At 61.4% G+C, this 20068-nt stretch carries 16 protein-coding genes and 2 pseudogenes; 13 read left to right on the top strand and 5 right to left on the bottom strand.

All coding sequences use genetic code 11. The features are described 5' to 3' along the window. Window positions 1-32 precede the first annotated feature (32 nt). Both AC07VY_RS02715 and AC07VY_RS02720 read left to right on the top strand, forming a co-directional pair. The gene (locus AC07VY_RS02715; protein WP_495096187.1) at window positions 33-1049 is read left to right on the top strand and encodes an ABC transporter substrate-binding protein; all 1017 of its coding nucleotides are present in this window, start codon (window positions 33-35) and stop codon (window positions 1047-1049) included. A gap of 122 nt (window positions 1050-1171) precedes the next feature. After that, window positions 1172-2107 (top strand): pseudouridine synthase, encoded by a 936-nt coding sequence (locus tag AC07VY_RS02720; RefSeq protein ID WP_495096188.1) that lies wholly within the window; start codon window positions 1172-1174, stop codon window positions 2105-2107. 6 nt (window positions 2108-2113) lie between these two features. Here the strand turns inward: AC07VY_RS02720 and AC07VY_RS02725 are convergent, their stop codons facing one another. Then, on the bottom strand, window positions 2114-3049 hold the full coding sequence (locus AC07VY_RS02725) for a LysR substrate-binding domain-containing protein (protein ID WP_495096189.1): 936 nt from the start codon (window positions 3047-3049) through the stop codon (window positions 2114-2116). Window positions 3050-3157: 108 nt separating this feature from the next. Here AC07VY_RS02725 and AC07VY_RS02730 point away from each other — a divergent pair, with 108 nt between their 5' ends. The 4 genes from AC07VY_RS02730 (at window position 3158) to pyk (ending at window position 8506) form a co-directional block, all read left to right on the top strand. After that, window positions 3158-4246 (top strand): tartrate dehydrogenase, encoded by a 1089-nt coding sequence (locus AC07VY_RS02730; protein WP_495096190.1) that lies wholly within the window; start codon window positions 3158-3160, stop codon window positions 4244-4246. Window positions 4247-4393: 147 nt separating this feature from the next. Next, a complete protein-coding gene (locus AC07VY_RS02735; protein WP_495096191.1) occupies window positions 4394-5764 on the top strand; it encodes a dicarboxylate/amino acid:cation symporter in 1371 nt (456 codons plus the stop codon). Continuing rightward, complete coding sequence (locus AC07VY_RS02740) at window positions 5761-7086, top strand: glycerate kinase type-2 family protein (protein ID WP_495096192.1); 1326 nt, start codon at window positions 5761-5763, stop codon at window positions 7084-7086. The genes AC07VY_RS02735 and AC07VY_RS02740 overlap by 4 nt, the downstream gene beginning before the upstream one ends. 1 nt (window position 7087) lies before the next feature. Further along, a complete protein-coding gene (gene pyk / locus AC07VY_RS02745) occupies window positions 7088-8506 on the top strand; it encodes a pyruvate kinase (protein ID WP_495096193.1) in 1419 nt (472 codons plus the stop codon). A gap of 73 nt (window positions 8507-8579) precedes the next feature. Here the strand turns inward: pyk and AC07VY_RS02750 are convergent, their stop codons facing one another. Beyond that, complete coding sequence (locus tag AC07VY_RS02750; RefSeq protein ID WP_495096194.1) at window positions 8580-9089, bottom strand: nuclear transport factor 2 family protein; 510 nt, start codon at window positions 9087-9089, stop codon at window positions 8580-8582. A 158-nt stretch (window positions 9090-9247) separates the two neighbouring features. On the opposite strand from AC07VY_RS02750, the gene AC07VY_RS02755 reads away from it, so the two are divergent. Then, window positions 9248-9613, top strand: a complete 366-nt coding sequence (locus AC07VY_RS02755) for a winged helix-turn-helix transcriptional regulator (RefSeq protein WP_310343473.1) — start codon at window positions 9248-9250, stop codon at window positions 9611-9613. 28 nt (window positions 9614-9641) lie between these two features. Here AC07VY_RS02755 and aqpZ read toward each other — a convergent pair whose 3' ends face one another. Continuing rightward, window positions 9642-10355 (bottom strand): aquaporin Z, encoded by a 714-nt coding sequence (gene aqpZ / locus AC07VY_RS02760; RefSeq protein ID WP_495096195.1) that lies wholly within the window; start codon window positions 10353-10355, stop codon window positions 9642-9644. Between the two features lie 250 nt (window positions 10356-10605). Here aqpZ and htpG point away from each other — a divergent pair, with 250 nt between their 5' ends. The 3 genes from htpG to AC07VY_RS02775 all read left to right on the top strand — a co-directional run bounded on the left by htpG (window position 10606) and on the right by AC07VY_RS02775 (window position 14781). Beyond that, window positions 10606-12588, top strand: coding sequence for a molecular chaperone HtpG (gene htpG / locus AC07VY_RS02765; protein ID WP_495096196.1), 1983 nt, complete (start codon window positions 10606-10608; stop codon window positions 12586-12588). Window positions 12589-12892: 304 nt separating this feature from the next. Continuing rightward, entirely contained in the window at window positions 12893-14050 is a 1158-nt protein-coding gene (locus AC07VY_RS02770; RefSeq protein ID WP_495096197.1) for an AAA family ATPase, read from the top strand. Beyond that, complete coding sequence (locus AC07VY_RS02775; protein ID WP_495096198.1) at window positions 14047-14781, top strand: hypothetical protein; 735 nt, start codon at window positions 14047-14049, stop codon at window positions 14779-14781. Before AC07VY_RS02770 ends, AC07VY_RS02775 begins: the two co-directional genes overlap by 4 nt. A gap of 14 nt (window positions 14782-14795) precedes the next feature. On the opposite strand, the gene AC07VY_RS02780 is transcribed toward AC07VY_RS02775, so the two are convergent. Further along, window positions 14796-17273: a TOTE conflict system archaeo-eukaryotic primase domain-containing protein gene (locus AC07VY_RS02780; RefSeq protein ID WP_495096199.1), complete on the bottom strand. Its 2478-nt coding sequence runs from the start codon at window positions 17271-17273 to the stop codon at window positions 14796-14798. Between the two features lie 197 nt (window positions 17274-17470). Here AC07VY_RS02780 and AC07VY_RS02785 point away from each other — a divergent pair. The 3 genes and pseudogenes from AC07VY_RS02785 to AC07VY_RS02795 all read left to right on the top strand — a co-directional run. After that, window positions 17471-17682: pseudogene (locus tag AC07VY_RS02785) on the top strand (molecular chaperone HtpG); the annotation flags it as partial. Window positions 17683-17910: 228 nt separating this feature from the next. Continuing rightward, window positions 17911-18219 (top strand): annotated as a pseudogene (locus AC07VY_RS02790) (hypothetical protein); the annotation flags it as partial. Window positions 18220-18230: 11 nt separating this feature from the next. Then, complete coding sequence (locus tag AC07VY_RS02795) at window positions 18231-18710, top strand: GNAT family N-acetyltransferase (RefSeq protein WP_495096200.1); 480 nt, start codon at window positions 18231-18233, stop codon at window positions 18708-18710. Between the two features lie 147 nt (window positions 18711-18857). Here the strand turns inward: AC07VY_RS02795 and AC07VY_RS02800 are convergent, their stop codons facing one another. After that, window positions 18858-19847 (bottom strand): dienelactone hydrolase family protein, encoded by a 990-nt coding sequence (locus tag AC07VY_RS02800; RefSeq protein WP_495096201.1) that lies wholly within the window; start codon window positions 19845-19847, stop codon window positions 18858-18860. Window positions 19848-20068: the final 221 nt, after the last annotated feature.

Raw genomic sequence — 20068 nt, forward strand, 5'->3', positions numbered from 1 at the left:
CCAAGCCACCCTACACAACAAAGGAGACAAACATGAAATTCAAAACCACCGTCTGCAGCCTGGCGCTCGCCGCCCTCTCGCTCACCAGCTTCACGGGCACGGCCCATGCCGAGGCCGACACCGTACGCCTGTCGCATGGCTTTGGCATCCTGTACCTGCCATTGATGGTCATGCGCGACCAGCAGCTCATCGAAAAGCAGGCCAAGAAAATGGGCCTGGGCGACATCAAGACCACCTGGGCCACGCTGGACGGCGGCAACGTCATCAACGACGCCATGCTGTCCGGCAATCTGGATATTGCCGGCACCGGCGCACCCGGCTTCATCACCCTGTGGTCCAAGGCGCATGGCATTCCGCGCTCCGAGGTGATTGGCCTGGGTGCCATGAGCACATCCCCTCTCTGGCTCAATACCAATAACCCGGCCATCAAGTCACTGAACGACTTCACACCCAAAGACAAAATTGCCATCCCGGGCATCAAGACATCTTTGTCGGCAGTCGTACTGCAAATGGCCGTGGCGAAGGCATTCGGCCAGGCCAACTACGCCAAGCTCGACCCCTTGACGGTCAGCCTGGGCCACCCGGAAGCCGTGGGCGCGCTGCTATCCGGTAAAACCGAAATCACCGCCCACTTCACCTCCCCGCCCTTCTCCTACCAGGAGATCAAGGACAAGCGGATTTCACGGGTGCTCAACTCCTCGGACGTGCTGGGCAATATCACGCTGGACGTGGTCTATGCGCTGAAGCAGTTCACCGACCAGAACCCCAAGCTGACCCAGGCCTTCATGGCCGCCCAGGAAGAAGCCAACGCCTACATCCTGCGCGACAAGAAGGGCGCGGCGGACACCTTCATCCGGGTTTCCAAAATTGACCTGCCGCGTGACGAAGTAGAGAAGATGCTGGCCGACAAGGACACGCAGTTTTCCACCATCCCCAATGGCATCATGCAATACGTCCAGTTCATGGGCCTCGCTGGCAGCATCAAGACCAAGCCAGAAAAATGGTCTGACCTTTTTATTCCTGCCCTGGCAAACCGCAACGGCAGCTGAGGCCGCAACAGCGGCTGAAGGAAACGAAGGTGGGTTCATGGCAGGTCGCTTAAAATATAAGCAAAATCTGCCTCTGACGCTGGTAAATCATGCGCAGGCAGCTATTCATTTGATAGCACACCATGAACACCCCCATCAAGCCCCCGAATCCCACCGTAGCCTTCCGCCGTGCCGCGCCACCCGCCGGGCCCGCCGCCAGCAATGAGCCCACACGGCTCAACAAGCGCATGGCCGAGCTGAACATGTGCTCGCGCCGCGAGGCCGACGAATGGATCGCCAAGGGCTGGGTCAAGGTGAATGGCGCCGTTGCCGAGATGGGCGTCAAGGTCACGCCCAGCGACCGCATCCAGATCGACAAGGCGGCCACCGGCCAGCAGGCCAACCAGGTCACCATACTGATCAACAAACCTCTGGGCTTTGTGAGCGGCCAGGCCGAAGACGGGCACGAACCGGCCATTACCCTGGTGCAGCCGCAGAACCGCTGGCGCGATGACAACGCCCGCTTCTTCTTCCACGGAAGCCAGCTCAGGAGCCTGGTGCCGGCCGGCCGGCTGGACATCGACTCCACCGGCCTGCTGGTGCTGACGCAGGACGGCCGCATCGCCCGCCAGCTGATCGGCGAAGACTCTGTGATGGAAAAGGAATACCTGGTGCGTGTGGCCTACACCGGCGTGGCCAACCCCGCTGCCGCCAACTCGGCCGCTGCCACCTATGGCGGCCTGCAGTCCGGCAGCAAGATCCAGCAGCTGGTGCGCATTGACGACGACGACCCGGTCACCAGCGATGTGCAAAGCGCCTTCCCCCCAGCCATGCTGGCGCGCCTGCGCCACGGCCTGAGCCTGGACGGCCAAGCACTCAAACCCGCCAAGGTGAGCTGGCAAAACCCCGAGCAGCTGCGCTTTGTGTTGACCGAGGGCAAGAAACGCCAGATCCGCCGCATGTGCGAGCTGGTGGGCCTGAAGGTGGTGGGCCTGAAGCGCGTGCGCGTCGGCAATGTGATGCTGGGCAATTTGCCGGTAGGCCAGTGGCGCTACCTGGCGCCGCACGAGAAGTTCTAAGCCAACTCAGGCGGGCGCTGGACGCTCTGCCTGTTGCTGGAACGACAGCGTCAAAAAATCCACAAACGCGCGAACCCGCCCGGTGGTCTGGTGGCGCGGCGGGTACACCGCGTGGATGTCCGCGTCCGGCGTGTAGCACTGCGGCAGTACCTGCACCAGTCGCCCATTGCGCAGATAGCGCTGGATATCCCACTCGGCACGCATCAAGATGCCGTGGCCGTCCAGAGCCCAGTTAACTGCGATCTCCCCGTCGTTGGTGGTCAGGTTACCCCGGGTCTTGATGGCCTCGGTTTTCGCCGATCGGCCGCGCTCGCTGGTCAGGCGCCATACGCCGTAGGCCTCTTCTCCCTGGCGGATGCCGATGCAGTTGTGGCGCACCAGATCGTGCGGCACCTTGGGCATGCCATGGGCCTCGATATAGGCCGGCGCCGCACACAGCAGCCGGCGGTTGGGCGCAATATGCTTGGCAATGACACGCGCATCCGGCGGCGCGCCAAAGCGGATGCAGACGTCAAAAGTGTCGTCCGTCAGTGGCGGCGGGTTCACCGACAGCTGGAGCTGCACCTCTACCTTGGGATGCAAGCGCACGAACTTCGATATCAGCGGTGCGATATGGCTGCGGCCAAAGCCCAGCGTGGCATTCACCCGCAGCAAGCCCTTGGCCGTCGACTTCGCGCCGCCCAGCAGCTCCGCCATGTCGTCGATCTCGCCCAGGATGCGGCGCGCATGCTGCAGGTACAGCTCGCCCTCCTGGGTAAGGCTCATGCGCCGGGTGGTTCGGTTCACCAGGGACACGCCCACGCGTGACTCCATCAACGCCAAATGTTTGCTGACGGCCGGCGTGGTGATGCCCAGCTCGCGGGCGGCCGCGCTCAGGCTGCCGGCACTGGCCAGCGCGGAGAAAAAGCCCAGATCGGCGGCTTGAATGGCGTTCTGTCCCATGGTGTTAATTGTTAAATTAAAGTAAACAATAGCTTGAATTTGACGGTGATTTTTGCATGCATCCAGTCCCTACAGTACGGCCACTTACCTACCTTACGGAGACAACCCATGAAGACTTACCGCATTGCAACCATTCCCGGCGACGGCATTGGCAAGGAAGTCGTGCCCGCAGGCCGACACGTTCTGGAAGCCTTGGCCAGCTCCAGCAGCACTTTCCGGTTCGAGTTCGAAGACTTCGGATGGGGTGGCGACTGGTTCCGTGAACACGGCGTCATGATGCCGGACGACGGCCTGGACGCGCTGCGCGGCAAGGACGCGATCCTGTTCGGCTCGGCCGGTGACCCGCACATCCCCGACCACATCACCCTCTGGGGCCTGCGCCTGAAAATCTGCCAGGGCTTCGACCAGTACGCCAACGTCCGGCCCACCCGCATCTTGCCCGGCATCGACGGCCCGCTCAAACGCTGCGGCCCGGACGACCTGAACTGGGTCATCGTGCGTGAAAACTCCGAAGGCGAATACGCCGGCGTGGGCGGCCGTGTGCACCAGGGCCACCCAATTGAGGCCGCAACCGACTTGTCCATGATGACGCGCGCCGGTGTGGAACGCATCATGCGCTTTGCCTTCAAGCTGGCCCAGTCGCGGCCCCGCAAGCTGCTGACCGTCGTGACCAAAAGCAATGCCCAGCGCCACGCAATGGTGATGTGGGACGAAATCGCACTCCAGATCAGCAAGGAATTTCCCGACGTCACCTGGGACAAGGAGCTGGTGGATGCGGCCACGGCACGCATGGTCAATCGCCCTGCGACACTGGACACCATTGTTGCGACCAATCTGCACGCCGACATCCTGAGCGACCTGGCCGCCGCACTGGCCGGCAGCCTGGGCATTGCCCCCACCGGCAATATCGACCCGGAGCGCCGCTACCCGTCGATGTTCGAACCCATCCATGGTTCGGCTTTCGACATCATGGGCAAAGGCCTGGCCAACCCCGTGGGAACCTTCTGGTCAGTCGTGATGCTGTTGGAGCACCTGGGTGAAAACGAGGCCGCAGCCCGCGTTATGCAAGCCATAGAAAGCGTGACGGCCAACCCGGCACTGCACACCGGCGACCTGGGTGGCAAGGCCACCACCGCCCAAGTCACGCAAGCCGTGTGCGACCAGCTGCAAGCCCAGAGCCAGCGCAAAGCCGCATAAAGACCACTAAAAGCCAACTAGGGTGGCGGCAGCTTCCAGTCGCCACCTCTTCTGCCCCCGGGCTGGCGCCAAGCCGCCAGCCGCCCCAATGCAGCCGCACAGAGCTGCAGTACCTCGCCGTACCCGCAAAATACCAGGAGACAAACCATGCGTCGCTTTTTCGGAAAGCTGTACGTCCAAGTGCTCATCGGCGTGTTCGCCGGCGTCACCTTGGGTTTTTTCGCGCCCCACATTGCCAGTGACTTCAAGCCGCTGGGAGATGTGTTCATCAAGCTGATCAAGATGGTGTTTGCGCCCATCATCTTCGCCACGGTAGCCCTTGGCATTGCGCGCATGGAGAACATGAAGGAGCTGGGCCGGGTTGGCCTGCGCGCCTTGATCTACTTTGAAATCTTGTCCACCTTCGCGCTGGCGGTAGGCATGCTGGTGGTGAATGTAGTTCGCCCCGGCGACGGCATGAACATCGACGCCGCTTCGCTGGATACCAAAGCCATCGCGTCCTACACCGCAGCGGGCGCCAAGCCCACGGGCTTTATAGACTTCATGCTGAACCTGGTGCCCACCAGCATCGTGGATGCGCTGGCCAAGAACGACATTCTGCAAATCCTGGTGTTTGCCACCTTCTTCGGTGTGGCGCTCTCGCAAATCGGGTCGCGCGGCAAACCGGTGGTGGACTTCCTGGACTCATTCACGCATGGCATCTTCTCCATCGTCGGCATGGTGATGCGGTTGGCGCCGCTAGCGGCCTTCGGCGCCATGGCCTTTACGGTAGGCAAATACGGCCTGGGATCGATTGTTTCGCTGGGCAAGCTGATGGCCACGATGTACGTGACTTGCTTTTTGTTCGTGACCCTGGTGCTGGGCGCCATCGCCCGCATGTCCGGCTTCAGCCTGTGGAAGTTCCTCAAATACATCAAGGATGAACTCTTCACCGTCCTGGGCACCAGTTCTTCTGAATCCGTGGTCCCCCAACTGATGCGCAAGCTGGAGCTCGCTGGTGTGTCCAAACCTGTAGTGGGCTTGGTGGTGCCAGCGGGCCTGACCTTCAACCCCGATGGCCAGTGCATCTACTACACCATGGCCGCGATCTTCATCGCCCAGGCCACCAACACGCCGCTGACCATCACCGACCAACTGGTCGTGCTGGGCGTGCTGCTGTTGACGTCCAAGGGTTCAGCCGGCGTCACCGGCTCGGGCTTCATCACGCTGGCGGCAACGCTGGCCTCCATGGGCAAAATCCCCGTCGCCGGCATGGTGCTGCTGCTGGGTGTGGACAGGTTCATGTCCGAAGCCCGGGCCATTACCAACACCATCGGGAACGCCGTGGGTACGGTCGCCATTGCCCGCTGGGTGGGCTCCGTGGACCGTGAGCGCCTGGCCCAGGTGCTGGACGGAAAAGCCCTGCCTGAGGAAGCCTCCCACCCACACGCCATCGAAGTCGTTGCCGACGGCAACCCCGCACGGGTGGCCCCGACCGAAGAGTTTGCGCCGGGTGACCGGCGCGCCCACGCAGCATGACCGGCAAGCAAACCGCCATGTCCGCCGATGTACCGTGCGATCTGCTGCGCGCCATGTTCGATGCCGCAATTGCGGCAGCCCAGCCGGCGCTCTGTGTGCCGCCCCACCTACCCAGCCCGCCCAAGGGGCGACTTGTCGTCATTGGCGCGGGCAAGGCATCAGCGGCCATGGCAAAAGCCGTGGAAGAGCACTGGCCCGGCCCCTTGTCCGGCCTGGTCGTGACGCGCTACGGATACGCCGTGCCCTGCGAGCGCATAAACATCGTGGAAGCTGCGCATCCGGTACCGGATGCGGCTGGCGAAGCGGCCGCCAAACGCATGCTGGCGCTGGTGCAAGGGCTAGGCCCGGATGACCTGGTGCTGTGTCTGATTTCCGGTGGCGGTTCTGCCCTGCTGCCGCTGGCGCTGCCCGGACTGAGCCTGGCCGACAAGCAGGCGCTGAACCGTGCCCTGCTGGCCAGCGGCGCCACCATCCGGGAGATGAACTGCGTGCGAAGGCATCTATCCGCCATCAAGGGCGGCCGCCTGGCGGCGGCGTGCTACCCCGCCCGGGTGCTGAACCTCCTGCTGTCCGACGTGCCGGGTGACGACCCTGTCGATATCGCCTCGGGCCCCACGGTGGCCGACCCCAGCACCTGCGCCGATGCGTTGGACATCCTGCGCCGCTACGGCATCCCGATTCCGCCAGTTGCATTGGCACTGCTGGAAAACGGCCAGGGCGAGAGCCTGAAGGCCGGCGACAGCCGTTTGCCGCACATAGAAACCCGCTTCATCGCCACGCCGCAGATGGCGCTGGAGGCCGCAGCCGCGGTTGCTCGGCAAGCCGGCTTTGCCGTCCATATCCTCGGTGATGCCATCGAAGGAGAAGCCCGCGACGTAGCCAAGACGATGGCCGGCATGGCCATGCAGATTGCCCGCCGGGCCCAGCCCTTCCAGGCGCCCTGCGTGCTGCTGTCGGGGGGCGAAACCACGGTCACCGTGCGGGGCCGGGGCCGGGGCGGGCGCAATGTGGAGTTTCTTTTGTCCCTGGGCATTGCCCTGAATGGCGAAGCCGGCGTGTACGCCCTGGCGGGCGACACCGATGATGTCGATGGACAGGAAGAAATTGCCGGCGCCATGCTGTCGCCCGACACGCTGTCCCGCGCCTGGGCCCTGGGCCTGCGGCCGCGTGAGCGCCTGGATGACAACGACGGACACGGATTCTTCGAAGCGCTGGGCGACTCGGTCGTCACCGGCCCCACCTTGACCAACGTAAACGACTTTCGCGCCATTCTGATTGCCACCGAAGCTGGTGAGCATGCAGGCGCCAGCAGGACCATTTGATATGCGCAGAAACAAGCACGCCAAAATCGTCGCCACCCTCGGCCCCGCCAGCGACGACGGCCCCACCATCCAGGCCCTGTTCGATGCCGGCGCCGACGTATTCCGACTGAACTTCAGCCACGGCACACAGCAAGACCACAAACGCCGGCTGGACCTGATACGCGGAATCGAGCGCGACAGCGGCCGCCCCATTGCCGTACTGCTGGACCTGCAAGGCCCCAAGCTGCGCATAGGTACGTTTCCGGATGGCCCCATCAGCCTGACAGAAGGCGCGGCATTCCGCCTGGACCTGGACAAGCAGACGCCAGGCAACGCTGCACGCGTCGCCCTGCCCCACCCTGAAATCTTCGCTGCCCTGGAGGTGGGAACCGATCTGCTGCTGGACGACGGCAGGTTGCGCCTGCGGGTGGAGAAGTGCGGTGCGGACTACGCCGAAACCCGCGTCGTCAATGGCGGCAAGCTGTCGGACCGCAAGGGCGTTAATGTGCCCGGCGTGGTACTGCCGCTGTCAGCCCTGACGGACAAAGACCGCGCCGACCTGGCTTACGGGCTCACCCTGGGCGTCGATTGGGTGGCGCTGTCATTCGTCCAGCGGCCGGAAGACGTGGTGGAGGTGCGCAACATCGTCAACGGGCAGGCCGGCATCGTGGCCAAACTCGAAAAGCCCGCCGCGATTGCCTCCCTGGACGCCATCGTGGCAGAGACCGATGCGGTGATGGTGGCGCGCGGTGATTTAGGCGTGGAAATGCCGGCCGAACAGGTGCCATCCATCCAGAAACGCATTGTCCAGGCCTGCCGCAAGGCCGGCAAACCAGTGATCGTGGCCACGCAGATGCTGGAATCGATGGTCGCAGCACCGGTACCCACGCGAGCCGAAGCCTCGGATGTAGCCACCGCCATTTACGAAGGCGCGGATGCCGTCATGCTGTCGGCCGAGTCCGCCAGTGGCCGCTACCCCGTAGAAGCGGTGAAGATGATGAGCAGCATCATCCAGCATACCGAAGCAGACCCGAACTACCGCCGCTCCATCGACCTGTCGCGCTCCGAACCCCAGGCACTGGCCGCCGACGCCATCGGCTACGCCATGCGCCATGTGACGGGCTTGCTGCAGGCCGCGGCCACGGTGGCCTACACCAGCTCCGGCTACTCGGCCCTGCGCATGGCCCGCGAGCGACCCGAGGCCCCCATTATCGGGATGACACCCAGGTTGGCCACGGCACGCCGCTTGGCGCTGGTCTGGGGCGTGCATGCCGTGCTGTGCCACGACGTCGTGGACGTACCCGAAATGAGTGATCTGGCAAGCCGCACCGCCTTGAACGAAGGCTTCGGCGTAGCCGGGCAAACCATCGTGATATCAGCCGGCATGCCTTTCGCCACCTCAGGTACCACCAATTTGCTACGCATCGCGCACATCACCTGACGACGCACCGGCACCGCACCAGACGTTGCCAACAAAAAAGCCGCGAACTTCGCGGCTTTTTGGATGGTGCCTGTCAGTTGGACAGCTTGGGCGCTTCGTTCGTGAGCGCCGGGTCCCAGTGCTCGACAGCCTTGCCATCCTTGATACGCCATGTGTCGAACCAGGCTGTGCTGTAGCTGCCGTTGGGGTGTTTGGGGTCGATCACCCGGCGGGGGTAGACCACCGTTACCAGATCGCCCTCGGCCATGACCTCGGCGACCGGCAGGCCCAGTTTGTCTGGAATCGGCGTGGGCTGGACCTTGAGTATCTGGGTGAAGAAATACACCACGGCATCCCGTCCATTGCGCGCGTTGGGGTTGTGCTGGATGTAGTCCTTGTCGATGTAGCGCTCGGCCAGTTCCCAGTGGTTGGCTTCCAGCAAGTCCTTGACTATATGGTAGGCCACCTGCTTGTTGGCATGCAGCTTGGGGTCTGGGCTGGTAAACAGTGCGTCGGCGTTGGCCGCGCTACGCACGGCCTCCTGGGCCAAGGCCGGCAGCGCGCAGGCGACGGCCAGCATGCCAGCCAGTAGGGATGTCTTCATTCAAGTCCTTTCAGGTTTCTGGGACCGGGCAGTAGAGCCGCCCGGGGTGGGGATTGAATGTAGGCATATCACTTACTTTCTGCAAGTACACACAAAATAGTAAGTGCTAGCGCAGAGCGCGTATCTACAATCCAAGCAGTGTTCTCAAGGAGCTAAACATGGGAATTGCCGCTAAGTTCCAGCGGGGCGATGTGCTGGTTGCCGCCTGCCCCTCGCGGGAGGTGCTGCAGCACATCACCAGCCGCTGGGGCGTATTGGTGCTGATCGCGCTGGAGTCGGGCACGCTGCGTTTTGGCGAGCTGCGGCGCAAGGTCAATGGCGTGAGCGAGCGCATGCTGGTCCAGACGCTCCAGTGCCTGGAGGGCGATGGCCTGGTGAATCGCATCGCTTTGGAGGTCGTGCCGCCGCACGTGGAATATAGCCTCACCCCGCTAGGGCGCGAGGCCGCCGAGAAGGTGCGCCTGCTGACCGACTGGATCGAAGGCAATATTCCGCGCCTGCTCAAAGCCAAGGCGGCTCCATAGGCATCCGCCTATGGAGGCACGAGCCGGTTTAGTCGTCGCTGAGCAAGACGTTGTAAATCAACGCACCCAGAACCGCGCCGACAATGGGCGCCACCCAGAACAACCACAGATCGCCCATGGCGGCGGGCACGAACAGCGCGGGGCCGGTGCTGCGCGCCGGGTTCACCGAGGTGTTGGACACCGGGATCGAGATCAGATGGATCAAGGTCAGGCACAGGCCGATGCTGAGTCCGCCAAAGGCACCGGCCGCGCGCTTGGCGGTGCTGCCCAGGATGACGACCAGGAAGATGGCCGTCATCACCACCTCGGTGATCAGCACCGACTGCATGCTGAAACCGCCGGGCGAATGGGGGCCGTAACCATTGGTGGCAAACGCGCCGGCACCGGAGAAGGCCTTGGCCGCGTCGAAGTCCGCCTTACCCGACACTATCAGGTACAGCACGCCGGCCGCCGCGCAGGCGCCCAGCACCTGGGCCACGATGTAGCCCAATAGACCAGACGCCGGGAAACGCTTGCCAACGGCCAGGCCAATCGACACGGCGGGGTTGAAATGCCCGCCAGAAATCGGCCCCAAGGCATAGGCGCCCGTCACCACCGTCAGGCCGAAGGCCAGCGACACACCCAGCAGGCCGATGCCCACGCCAGGGAAGGCGGCTGCAAGCACCGCGCTACCGCAGCCGCCCAGCGTCAGCCAGAACGTACCAATGAACTCGGCCGTGCATTTCTTCAGATTGCTATCCATATATTTACCCCTTGTTTGGATGTTTGCGCGCGAGCGGACCAGCGCCAGCACGCGCTTTTGCAGTGGGCGATAGTCGCAAGCGGCTATGACAAAAGCAATTTTTTTAACAATCCATCAATAAATTTGTACGCAATCTGCATGAAAACCGGCCGGGACTTGAAGTTTGCGGCTCCGGCCATAATTAAAGGCTGCCCGGCACCTGGCTGTCGGAGTTCAGTTTTTTTGATATTTCCAAGGCATTTATCCCAACATGACCAAGCAAACCATGAATTTCCAGGCCGAAGTAGCCCAGCTGCTGCACCTGGTAACCCACGCGCTGTACTCCAACAAAGAAATCTTCATGCGCGAGCTGGTGTCCAACGCATCGGACGCTTGCGACAAGCTGCGCTATGAAGCCATCAGCAACAGCGCCCTGCTGGAAGACGCACCCAACCTGGAAGTGCGCGTGTCCTTCGACAAGGATGCCAAGACCCTGACCATCACCGACAACGGTATCGGTCTGTCGCAACAAGAAGCCATCGACAACCTGGGCACCATCGCCAAGAGCGGCACCAAAGACTTCGTCAGCAAACTGTCTGGCGACCAGAAGGCCGACTCGCAGCTCATTGGCCAGTTCGGCGTGGGCTTTTACTCCGGCTTCATCGTGGCCGACCGCATCACCGTGGAATCGCGCCGCGCCGGCTTGCCCGCCAATGAAGGCGTGCGCTGGACCAGCGACGGCGGCGCCAGCGGTGGCGGCGCCTTCGAGGTGGAATCCATCACCCGCGAAAAGCGCGGCACCAGCGTGATCCTGCACCTGCGCGACGACGCCCTGGAATACGCCAGCGCCTGGAAGCTCAAGGCCATCATCAGCAAATACTCTGACCACATCAGCCTGCCCATCCTGATGGAAAAGGAAGAGTGGAAAGACGGCGATCTGATCGACCCTTCGAACGAAGAAGGTGGCCGCCAGCCCGGCGGCATGGTCGCCACCGGCGAATGGGAAGCCGTCAACAAGGCCAGCGCCATCTGGACGCGCGCCAAGAAGGACATCAGCCAAGAGCAGTACGATGACTTCTACAAGCAGATCAGCCACGACTTCGAAGCGCCGCTGGCCCACACCCACAACCGCGTAGAAGGCAGCACCGAATACACCCAGCTGCTGTACGTGCCGGCCAAGGCCCCGCAAGACCTGTGGAACCGCGACCACAAGGGTGGCCTGAAGCTGTACGTGAAGCGCGTCTTCATCATGGATGACGCCGAAGCCCTGCTGCCCAGCTACCTGCGCTTTGTGAAGGGCGTGGTTGACTCCGCCGACCTGCCACTGAACGTGAGCCGCGAGCTGCTGCAAGAAAGCCGCGACGTCAAAGCCATCCGCGAAGGCTGCACCAAGCGTGTCCTGGGCATGCTGGAAGACCTGGCCAAGTTTGACAAGGCCCCCGCAGCCACCGAAGGCGAAGTCACCGACGTGCTGTCTGAAGAAGACAAGGCAAAGGAAGGCAAATACGCCAAGTTCTATGCCGAGTTTGGCGCCGTGCTGAAAGAAGGCCTGGGTGAAGACTTCGCCAACCGCGAACGCCTGGCCAAGCTGCTGCGCTTCGCAAGCAGCACCACCGACAGCACCAGCGTGTCGCTGGCCGACTACAAGGCCCGCATGAAGGAAGGCCAAGAGGCCATCTACTACATCACCGCCGACAACGCCGCTGCCGCCAAGAGCAGCCCGCAACTCGAAGTCTTCAAGAAGAAGGGTATCGAAGTGCTGCTGATGACCGACCGCGTGGACGAGTGGGCGCTGAACTACCTGCACGACTTCGACGGCACGCCCATGCAGTCCGTCGCCAAGGGCGCTGTGGACCTGGGCAAGCTGCTCGACGAAGACGAAAAGAAGGCCGCTGAAGAAGCCGCCGAAACCTTCAAGCCCCTGCTGGCCAAACTGAAAGAAGCGCTGAAGGACAAAGCCGAAGACGTGCGCGTCACCACCCGCCTGGTGGACAGCCCTGCCTGCCTGGTGGTGCAAGATGGCGGCATGAGCACCCAGCTAGCCCGCATGCTCAAGCAAGCCGGCCAGACCGCCCCCGAGACCAAGCCGGTGCTGGAAGTCAACGCTGAACATGCCCTGGTGAAGAAGCTCGAAGGCTCGGTGCACTTCAACGACCTGGCGCACATTCTGTTCGACCAGGCACTGCTGGCGGAGGGTGGTTTGCCGGCCGATCCGGCGGCTTACGTGAAGCGGGTGAATGCGCTGCTGGTGTAAGCCTGCTTGAACGAAATGCGCCCCTAACGCAGATAGATAGTGCGCTGGCAGCTATTGAATAAATAGCAAATGTGCAATCTAAAAAGCCCCGCAGTTGTGAGACTGGCGGGGCTTTTTTGCGAGACTTCAGACCAGCGCCCCTGTACAGTACATTTTGCAATGTGTATTGCGGCGCGGCACGCTGGGGCTTGCGGATTCTGTGATCAACTGAAACGATGCATGAGTTCAAATTGTAGAAATCACCGCCCTCAGTCTCGTTATCAGCTCGCGATAATCGAACCTCAGCTCAAGGCTGGAAAAAACAATGATCGAATCAATCTACGTCGGCAATTTCAAATCATTGGCCGAAGTTCATGTGAGTATTGGCAAGTTCACTTGTCTAATTGGGATGAATGGCTCCGGGAAAAGTAGTGTGTTGCAGGCGATCGATTTCATCTCGCAGTTGATGGTCGGTCGAGTGGAAGAATGGTTAGAGGCGCGCGGCTGGAGCGCAGCAGATCTCAACTGCAAGCTGCGCAAGGAGCGGAACGTCAGCGTTGGCGTGAAGTTCAAGACTCAGACGGGCAAAACGTTGAAGTGGATTGGGGTGTTCAACCGAAGCCTTTTGCACTGTACTGAAGAGCACATCGACCTTGGCAGTGAAAAGATTTTCTTTGTCACGAAACAGAAGTACAGCGTTGCTGACCGTCCCTCTCAGAGTATCGCTTTCACCTATCAGGGCTCGCTACTGTCAGCATTGAAGGAGTCCGAGCTAACGCAGGAGTTGTTGGAGTTTCGCAATGCAATTCAACAAATCAAATCCTTGGAACTGCTGTCACCTCAGCTACTACGCAAGCGTGCACGATCCACAGAGAAAGGCATTGGCGCTGGAGGCGAAAAACTATCCGCCTATTTGGACACATTGACTGAATCGACGCATGCTGCCTTGGTCGACCAACTTCGTCGTTTCTACCCCGGCCTAGTGGATTTCAAGGTATCGTCCTTGCGCTCAGGCTGGAAGAAACTTTCGGTGGTCGAGCAGTTCTCACAACAAAAGCTGGAAACCGATGCCGCCCACCTGAACGATGGCCTGTTGCGCATACTGGCCGTTTTGACCCAGGCCGCCTCAGAGCGCTCTTTGATATTGCTTGACGAGATTGAAAACGGTATCAACCAAGAAGTCATTGAGACCTTGGTGGACACCTTAGCGGAGTCACCACACCAACTGCTGGTGACCACGCACAGTCCCTTGATCCTGAATTTCCTGGACGACGAAGTGGCCCGCCAAGCGGTGCAGTTCATCTACAAAGCACCGTTGGGTGAAACACGTATCCGCCCATTCTTCGAGATTCCTCGCATCAATGACAAATTGCGCACCATGGGGCCTGGCGACGCCTTCGTGGACACTGACCTGAGACAACTCACCGATGAATGTTTGGAACTGGATCTCCAGGCGGGCATCTTCACCATCGATGACCTATGAAGATACTGCTCAGCGGTGAGGGGCCGACTGACTTGGGTGTGTGCCACAACGCGCAAGGCCGCTGCGATGGGGCAGACTTCAAACAAGGCCCGATGACCCAGTTGCTGATCCAACTTTTGGAGCCCTTGCTTGGATATTCGCTTGCCGATTACCCAGAAAGTTTTGCCTACGTCAGTGAAACCGCTTTGTGTGCGCAAACCAAGGCGACGCCCGCGCGTCTTCAACCGACCCGAGGCAAGAAGAAAGGTGCAGAAACCAGTTACTTCTATGGCAATGCCATGACACTGGGGCGCATGGCCCTCGATCTTGTGGCGGAGCTGGGTGACTCTGTAGTAGCGGTTTTCTTCCGTGACACTGATGGAACACGCACTAGCCATGCCGGTCTCTGGCAAAACAAGTGGCAGTCGGTCTGTGACGGCTTCAAGCACTCTGGGTTCAATCCAGGAGTACCCATGTTGCCCAAACCCAAGTCCGAAGCCTGGCTGCTATGCCTCACCGGCGTCAACCCTGGGGGCAGCTGCGAGACATTGGAGGAACTCTCAGGCAACGATCACTCGCCCAACTCCGCCAAATCACGTTTGGATGAAGCTCTGGGGCGCCATCACTCCGCCGACGAACTGTGTGATTGGCTCAATGCGCACCCTGTAGAAGTGGATCGCATCAACACGATGCCCAGCTTCCACGCATTCCATCAAGCCTTGATTTCAGCATTAGAGAATCTGCCGCGTTGATCGCTTGAACCGGCTCATGTTATACCGTCCTTCTGCGTGGGATGCTCAATTGCAGGTGTGGGATTGCCAGGGGCTACAGCCAAATCTCCATCATCGCCTCTCAGTTCGACGCCCATTCGATACCCCATCGCACGATAGCCTCGCTGTCGCTTGTCCCACATTCTCAACAGCGCGGGGTGGCCCGTATCGACGAAGTCGATGATCCGTACGTCGGTTTTGCTGGCATGTTCTCGGTGCAGGCGGCCTGCGTACTGTTGCAGCGTGCCTTTCCAGGAAACCGGCATGGCCAGCACCAAGGTATCCAGCGGCGGGTGGTCGAATCCTTCTCCCACCAGCTTTCCGGTGGCCAGCAGGATGCGTGGTGCATCAGGTGGCAGCGCGTCAAGCTCAGCGATGCGGATGGCCCGCTGCTTCTTCGACATCCGCCCGTGCAACACGAAAGGCAGCAGCACCTGTGCGATGAGGGCCTGGTGGATAGCCTCGAGGTGTTCCGTACGCTCGGTCAGCACCAGCACTTTGCGGCCCTGCTCGAACGCCGCTATGACCTCGACTGCAATGGCTTGGGTGCGGTCAAGGTCGTTGGCGAGGTGTCGAAATACGTCCTGAATACCCGCTGTGGCCGGTAAGGCTATGCGGGCAAACCGTGATCGAGGCACCACTTCCAAGTCGTGTGGCGCACCGGCGGGCCTGGCCGCAGTGTGTCGGATCGGCCCGCACTGCATAAAGATGATGGGCTGTTGGCCGTCGCGGCGAATCGGCGTTGCAGTCAAACCTAAGACGAACTTCGCCTTGGTCCGCTTGAGGATGGCATCGAACGATGCGGCCCCCACGTGGTGGCATTCGTCGACAATTACATGCCCATAGTTCTCAACCAACGCATTCACCTCGCCCTGGCGGGATAACGACTGCATCACGGCAATGTCGATCTTGCCAGTGGCTTTGGCCTTGCCACCAACAATGGTGCCGACCACGCGCTTGCCTGCACCGACTTCCATGGAGAGAAAGGTTTGTAGACGCTCTTGCCATTGCTTCAACAGTTCGGTGCGGTGTACCAGCACCAAGGTATTCACACCACGCCTGGCGATAATGGCCGCTGCCGTCACCGTCTTGCCAAATGCGGTGGGAGCACACAGCACACCAGCATCGTGATGCAGCATGGCCGCGACGGCTACCTCCTGGTCGAGCCGCAAGGTGCCGGCGAAGCTGGCATGGATGGACTCACCACCGTACCGTTCGTCCCGCAGATCACAGCGGATACCGTTGCCCTTCAATAATGCAAGTGCGGCGTCCAGGCAGCCGCGCGGCAAGGCGATGTGTTGTGGATAGTTCTCGGCATTGCCGATGACGCGCGGCTTGTCCCACACCGACATGCGCATGGCCTGGGCCTTGTAGAACTCTGGGTTCTGGAATGCCGCCAACCGAATCAACCGATTGGCCAAGGCTTGGGGCAGAGCGCTTTTCTCGAAGTAGACGAGGTTGCCCAGCGTCACGGTCAAGGTTTGGGGCATGGTGCCGGCCAGCTTCGTGGACATGCCGGCCTGCCGCTTCCATGGCGTGGCCAAGTCTTCGTCGTCGATGAAAGTCACATCCAAGGGGTGGATACTGCCGGTGGCGCGCAGGATGGTCGGCTCGATGTCGTGCGGCGCCATGGGCTGGACGGATGCGAGGAACGCCCATTGATCGCGGTGGGGGCGTAGCGCGACGTCCACAAAGACACTGCACCCGTTTTCGCGCGGATGCTTCTGCAGCGGCAGGGCGATCAGGTTGCCAAACCCTCCTTTAGGCATCGTGTCCTGGTTGGGAAACAAGCGGTCATAGGATGCCAGCTTGAGCTGCCGGGTGCGCGCACAGGTGTGACTGATCACGGCGGTGCCCAGGCGGCGGGCATCGCGCGCTGACACTCGCCCGGCGAAAAATACCCAGGCATGCGCGCCTCGGCCCGAGCGCGAAATCTCCAGCGCCGCCGGCATGCCCAGCTCGGTGCACGAATGCATGAAAGCCTGAGCATCCTTCTGCCACTCGGCCTCATCGAAATCGACCGCCAGAAAGTGACAGGTGTCATCCTCCAGCAGCGGGTAGACCCCCACCGTGTGCTCGCCGGCCAGGTGGTCGTAAATCACCGCATCCGACAGCGGAACCAGCTGCCGCTGGCTACAGTCGCCGCACTTGACGCGCGGCTTCTCACAGATGCCAACTCGCCACTCGTTGGCACAAGCCGGTGCGTAGCCCGACTTGCCAGAAGTCTTGCCCTCCCAACGTACCGGATACACATCCGTGCGGCCCTGGAACAGCCGCCGAAACAACGCCACCTTCTCGGCGGTGGACAGGCTGGCATGCTGCGTTTCTGGCGCGGGCTCCGGCATTGGTGCGGCCCGCGTTGGCTGCGAAACCGTTAAGGGCGGCGTGCGCCATCCGATGCCGTGCAATTCCAGCAGCGCCACTAGCCGCGCGTTCTCGGCCTGCAGCGCGGCAAGGACGTTAGGCTCAGTCATCGCGCGCCGTGATCTCTCTTTGCTTCATTTTCCTATCCCTTTGTCTCGTATCTATCGTACAACTCGTTGCAACCGATGTTCATGCGTCAGAACATATCTCCGAATCTCGCTCGCACTTCAGCTCGAATCCCGTCACCCAAATTTGTCGCACAAACGCACCACTTTCCATACAAATATTTGCCACGCCCGAGCCCACCCGCATGCTCAAGCAAGCCGGCCAGACCGCCCCCCCGAAACCAAGCCCGTGCTGGAAGTCAACGCCGAACACGCCCTGGTCAAGAAACTGGAAGGCTCGGTGCACTTCAACGACCTGGCGCACATTCTGTTTGACCAAGCCCTGCTGGCTGAGGGTGGCTTGCCTGCTGATCCCGCCGCCTACGTGAAGCGCGTGAATGCGCTGTTGGTGTAAGCAGGTTTGAAAGAAATGCGCCTCTGGCGCAGATAAATATTGCGCTGGCAGCTATTGAATAAATAGCAAAGGTGCAATCTAAAAAGCCCCGCAGTTGTGAGACTGGCGGGGCTTTTTTATGCCAGGTGGGCTAGCTCGTTTCACGAGGCCAACCGGTAGGGGGATAAGCCGGTCGCACTGCCGCAATTGCTTACAAGAGACTGTCCGCATCCTGTTAGTCTTACCTCGATGTCCAACACACATACTGTCACTGTCGTCGTCTCCAGCCTTCTGCTCAGCGCCTGCAGTTCGGTGGGCGTAGGCGTCAGCGTACCGCTGTTCCCCGGGGTCAGCGTGGGGGTGGGCGCAGGCTCGGGCGGGGTGCATCTGGGCGTGGGGGCCGGGGTGGGGCCGGTGGGAGTCGGGGTAGGTGTGAACCAGCGTGGCCAGGTGGGTGCCGGGGTGGGCGTGGGTACCAGCACCAATGTCGGCGGCGCACAGGTGGGGGTTGGCGTGGGGACCGGCACCACTGTCTACGACCCGGACCAGCCAAAGGCGCACCGCTAGCCATGCCCTCCATCTTCACCATCCAAACAGCCGGCGCAGAAGACGTACCCGAGGTCGCCACCATGGTAGGCGAATTGCTGGCCGAGATCATGCAGGCCATTGGCGTGCAGGCCTTCCATTTCGATCTGGGCGCCACCACGTCCCGGCTGCAGGACTTTATCCAGCAGGGGAAATATTTTGTGTTTGTGGCCCGCGACAGCGACCGGCATCCGGCCGGTTTTATCGCCGTGTATGAAAGCTATGCCTTGTATGCGGAGGGTGCGTTTGGCACCATCCCCGAGTTATATGTGCGGCCAGATCGACGCAAGCATGGCGTGGGCCAACAGTTAGTGGCGCAGGCCCAGGCTTTTGGCGCGGCGCGGGGCTGGACGCGGCTGGAGGTGACCACGCCACCGTTGCCGCAGTTCGACCGGACGCTGGCGTTTTATGAGCGCGAGGGCTTTGCCATCAGCGGTGGCCGTAAGCTGAAAATCAGCCTGTGAATAGCCTGCCCACCATCGATAACTCCGCATTGGGAATATGCCGCCAGCGCAATAGGAATCTGCACCATTAGCTTCTAAATTTATAGCAACAAGCTCACAAAAAAGCCCTGGAATGCCCCGCGCATTCCGGGCTTTTTGCATGTGGCGTCAGAGGTTGTTGCGGAAGAAGCGTGTCACGCGTTCACGTGACTTATAGGCCTGGGCCACATCAGGAATGGCGATAACGTTGGGCATGGCAGACAAGCCCAGCAAATAGCTGCCCTGGTTGGCGAATGGATCGGGTGCAGTGATGGGCACCATCAGGCGGTCGAAGTCATGGTAGGCGCCGGGGTACTCCGCCACGCTTACCACGCCGCCGTTGCTGGGGTTGACGCCAGCCGCCAGCGCCTGGCAGGGCGCGGCGCTGTTGTCATAGCTGTCCTTGCTGCCGATCTGGATCAGCACCGGGGCGCCGGTGAGGTTCAGGTACTGGGTGCCGGCCTGGGCTGGCGCCACACCAAATGCGTGCAGGATAGCCGCGTTATTGGCACCGTAGCAGACAGGGTAGTTGGCCACGTGGGCCGCGAACTTGCGGCCACCGCCGAACTGGCCCGCATACAGGCGCTCCGATGTGCCCAGGCTGATCACACCGCCCCAGGAGAAGCCCAGCACGCCGATGCGCTCCGGGTCGATATTGGCCTGGCTGCTCAAGAAGGCCAGCGCCGAAAAGGCGTCGGGGTAGGTCAGGATAGGCAGTTGCGGGCGGTTGGCCAGCCCGGTCACACCGCGCGCTTCCCACATATCGATCTGCAGGGTGGCAATGCCGGCGGCGTTCAGTGCCTCTTCATAAAAATTGCCGCGCGCATCGATGCCGGCGGTGCCGTGCAATAGAACCACCGCCGGCAGTTTTTCATTGCGGTACTTTTTATTGCCAAAGGGGAAGCAGTTCCAGCGGCCGTCCACCTTGCCGGGCAGGCTGAGCTTGCCCTTGATGGTCAGCGGGCTGGTCGGCGCGGCGAGGTTGGGCGACTGGAACTGGATGAAGCTGATCTGCGGCTGCCCACGTTCCCTGCAGCCCTCGTCATCGGCGTGGGCCGCCGCCGCCATACCTGCCACGAACGTCAAAGCCAAGGCCCGAAGCCACTTGGGATGCAGCATGCAATTCTCCTGTGTAGAAATAATGGGTGAATGATGGGGATTGCCAAACGGGTCGCTGTGCCCGCCCCGATGCGCGGCCCACATTAACCACCGCCCCAGGGTGTGTCAACGCACGGCAGATGGCAGCGCAGCTGCTGAAAACGTGCTGGCCAGCAGGTTGTTAGCAGCCGCCAACAAGGGCTGCCATTCACGAATCAGAAATGGCTGCAGCGCACATAGAT

The sequence above is a fragment of the Rhodoferax sp. GW821-FHT02C08 genome, assembly GCF_059421805.1.

Excerpts from the sequence above, each read along its gene's own strand:
- AC07VY_RS02800 (WP_495096201.1), bottom strand. The coding sequence starts at position 19,847 with ATGCTGCATCCCAAGTGGCTTCGGGCCTTGGCTTTGACGTTCGTGGCA.
- aqpZ (WP_495096195.1), bottom strand. The coding sequence starts at position 10,355 with ATGGATAGCAATCTGAAGAAATGCACGGCCGAGTTCATTGGTACGTTC.
- AC07VY_RS02740 (WP_495096192.1), top strand. The coding sequence starts at position 5,761 with ATGACCGGCAAGCAAACCGCCATGTCCGCCGATGTACCGTGCGATCTG.
- AC07VY_RS02780 (WP_495096199.1), bottom strand. The coding sequence starts at position 17,273 with ATGACTGAGCCTAACGTCCTTGCCGCGCTGCAGGCCGAGAACGCGCGG.
- htpG (WP_495096196.1), top strand. The coding sequence starts at position 10,606 with ATGACCAAGCAAACCATGAATTTCCAGGCCGAAGTAGCCCAGCTGCTG.
- AC07VY_RS02795 (WP_495096200.1), top strand. The coding sequence starts at position 18,231 with ATGCCCTCCATCTTCACCATCCAAACAGCCGGCGCAGAAGACGTACCC.
- AC07VY_RS02735 (WP_495096191.1), top strand. The coding sequence starts at position 4,394 with ATGCGTCGCTTTTTCGGAAAGCTGTACGTCCAAGTGCTCATCGGCGTG.
- AC07VY_RS02755 (WP_310343473.1), top strand. The coding sequence starts at position 9,248 with ATGGGAATTGCCGCTAAGTTCCAGCGGGGCGATGTGCTGGTTGCCGCC.
- AC07VY_RS02730 (WP_495096190.1), top strand. The coding sequence starts at position 3,158 with ATGAAGACTTACCGCATTGCAACCATTCCCGGCGACGGCATTGGCAAG.
- AC07VY_RS02720 (WP_495096188.1), top strand. The coding sequence starts at position 1,172 with ATGAACACCCCCATCAAGCCCCCGAATCCCACCGTAGCCTTCCGCCGT.
- AC07VY_RS02770 (WP_495096197.1), top strand. The coding sequence starts at position 12,893 with ATGATCGAATCAATCTACGTCGGCAATTTCAAATCATTGGCCGAAGTT.
- AC07VY_RS02775 (WP_495096198.1), top strand. The coding sequence starts at position 14,047 with ATGAAGATACTGCTCAGCGGTGAGGGGCCGACTGACTTGGGTGTGTGC.
- pyk (WP_495096193.1), top strand. The coding sequence starts at position 7,088 with ATGCGCAGAAACAAGCACGCCAAAATCGTCGCCACCCTCGGCCCCGCC.
- AC07VY_RS02725 (WP_495096189.1), bottom strand. The coding sequence starts at position 3,049 with ATGGGACAGAACGCCATTCAAGCCGCCGATCTGGGCTTTTTCTCCGCG.
- AC07VY_RS02715 (WP_495096187.1), top strand. The coding sequence starts at position 33 with ATGAAATTCAAAACCACCGTCTGCAGCCTGGCGCTCGCCGCCCTCTCG.
- AC07VY_RS02750 (WP_495096194.1), bottom strand. The coding sequence starts at position 9,089 with ATGAAGACATCCCTACTGGCTGGCATGCTGGCCGTCGCCTGCGCGCTG.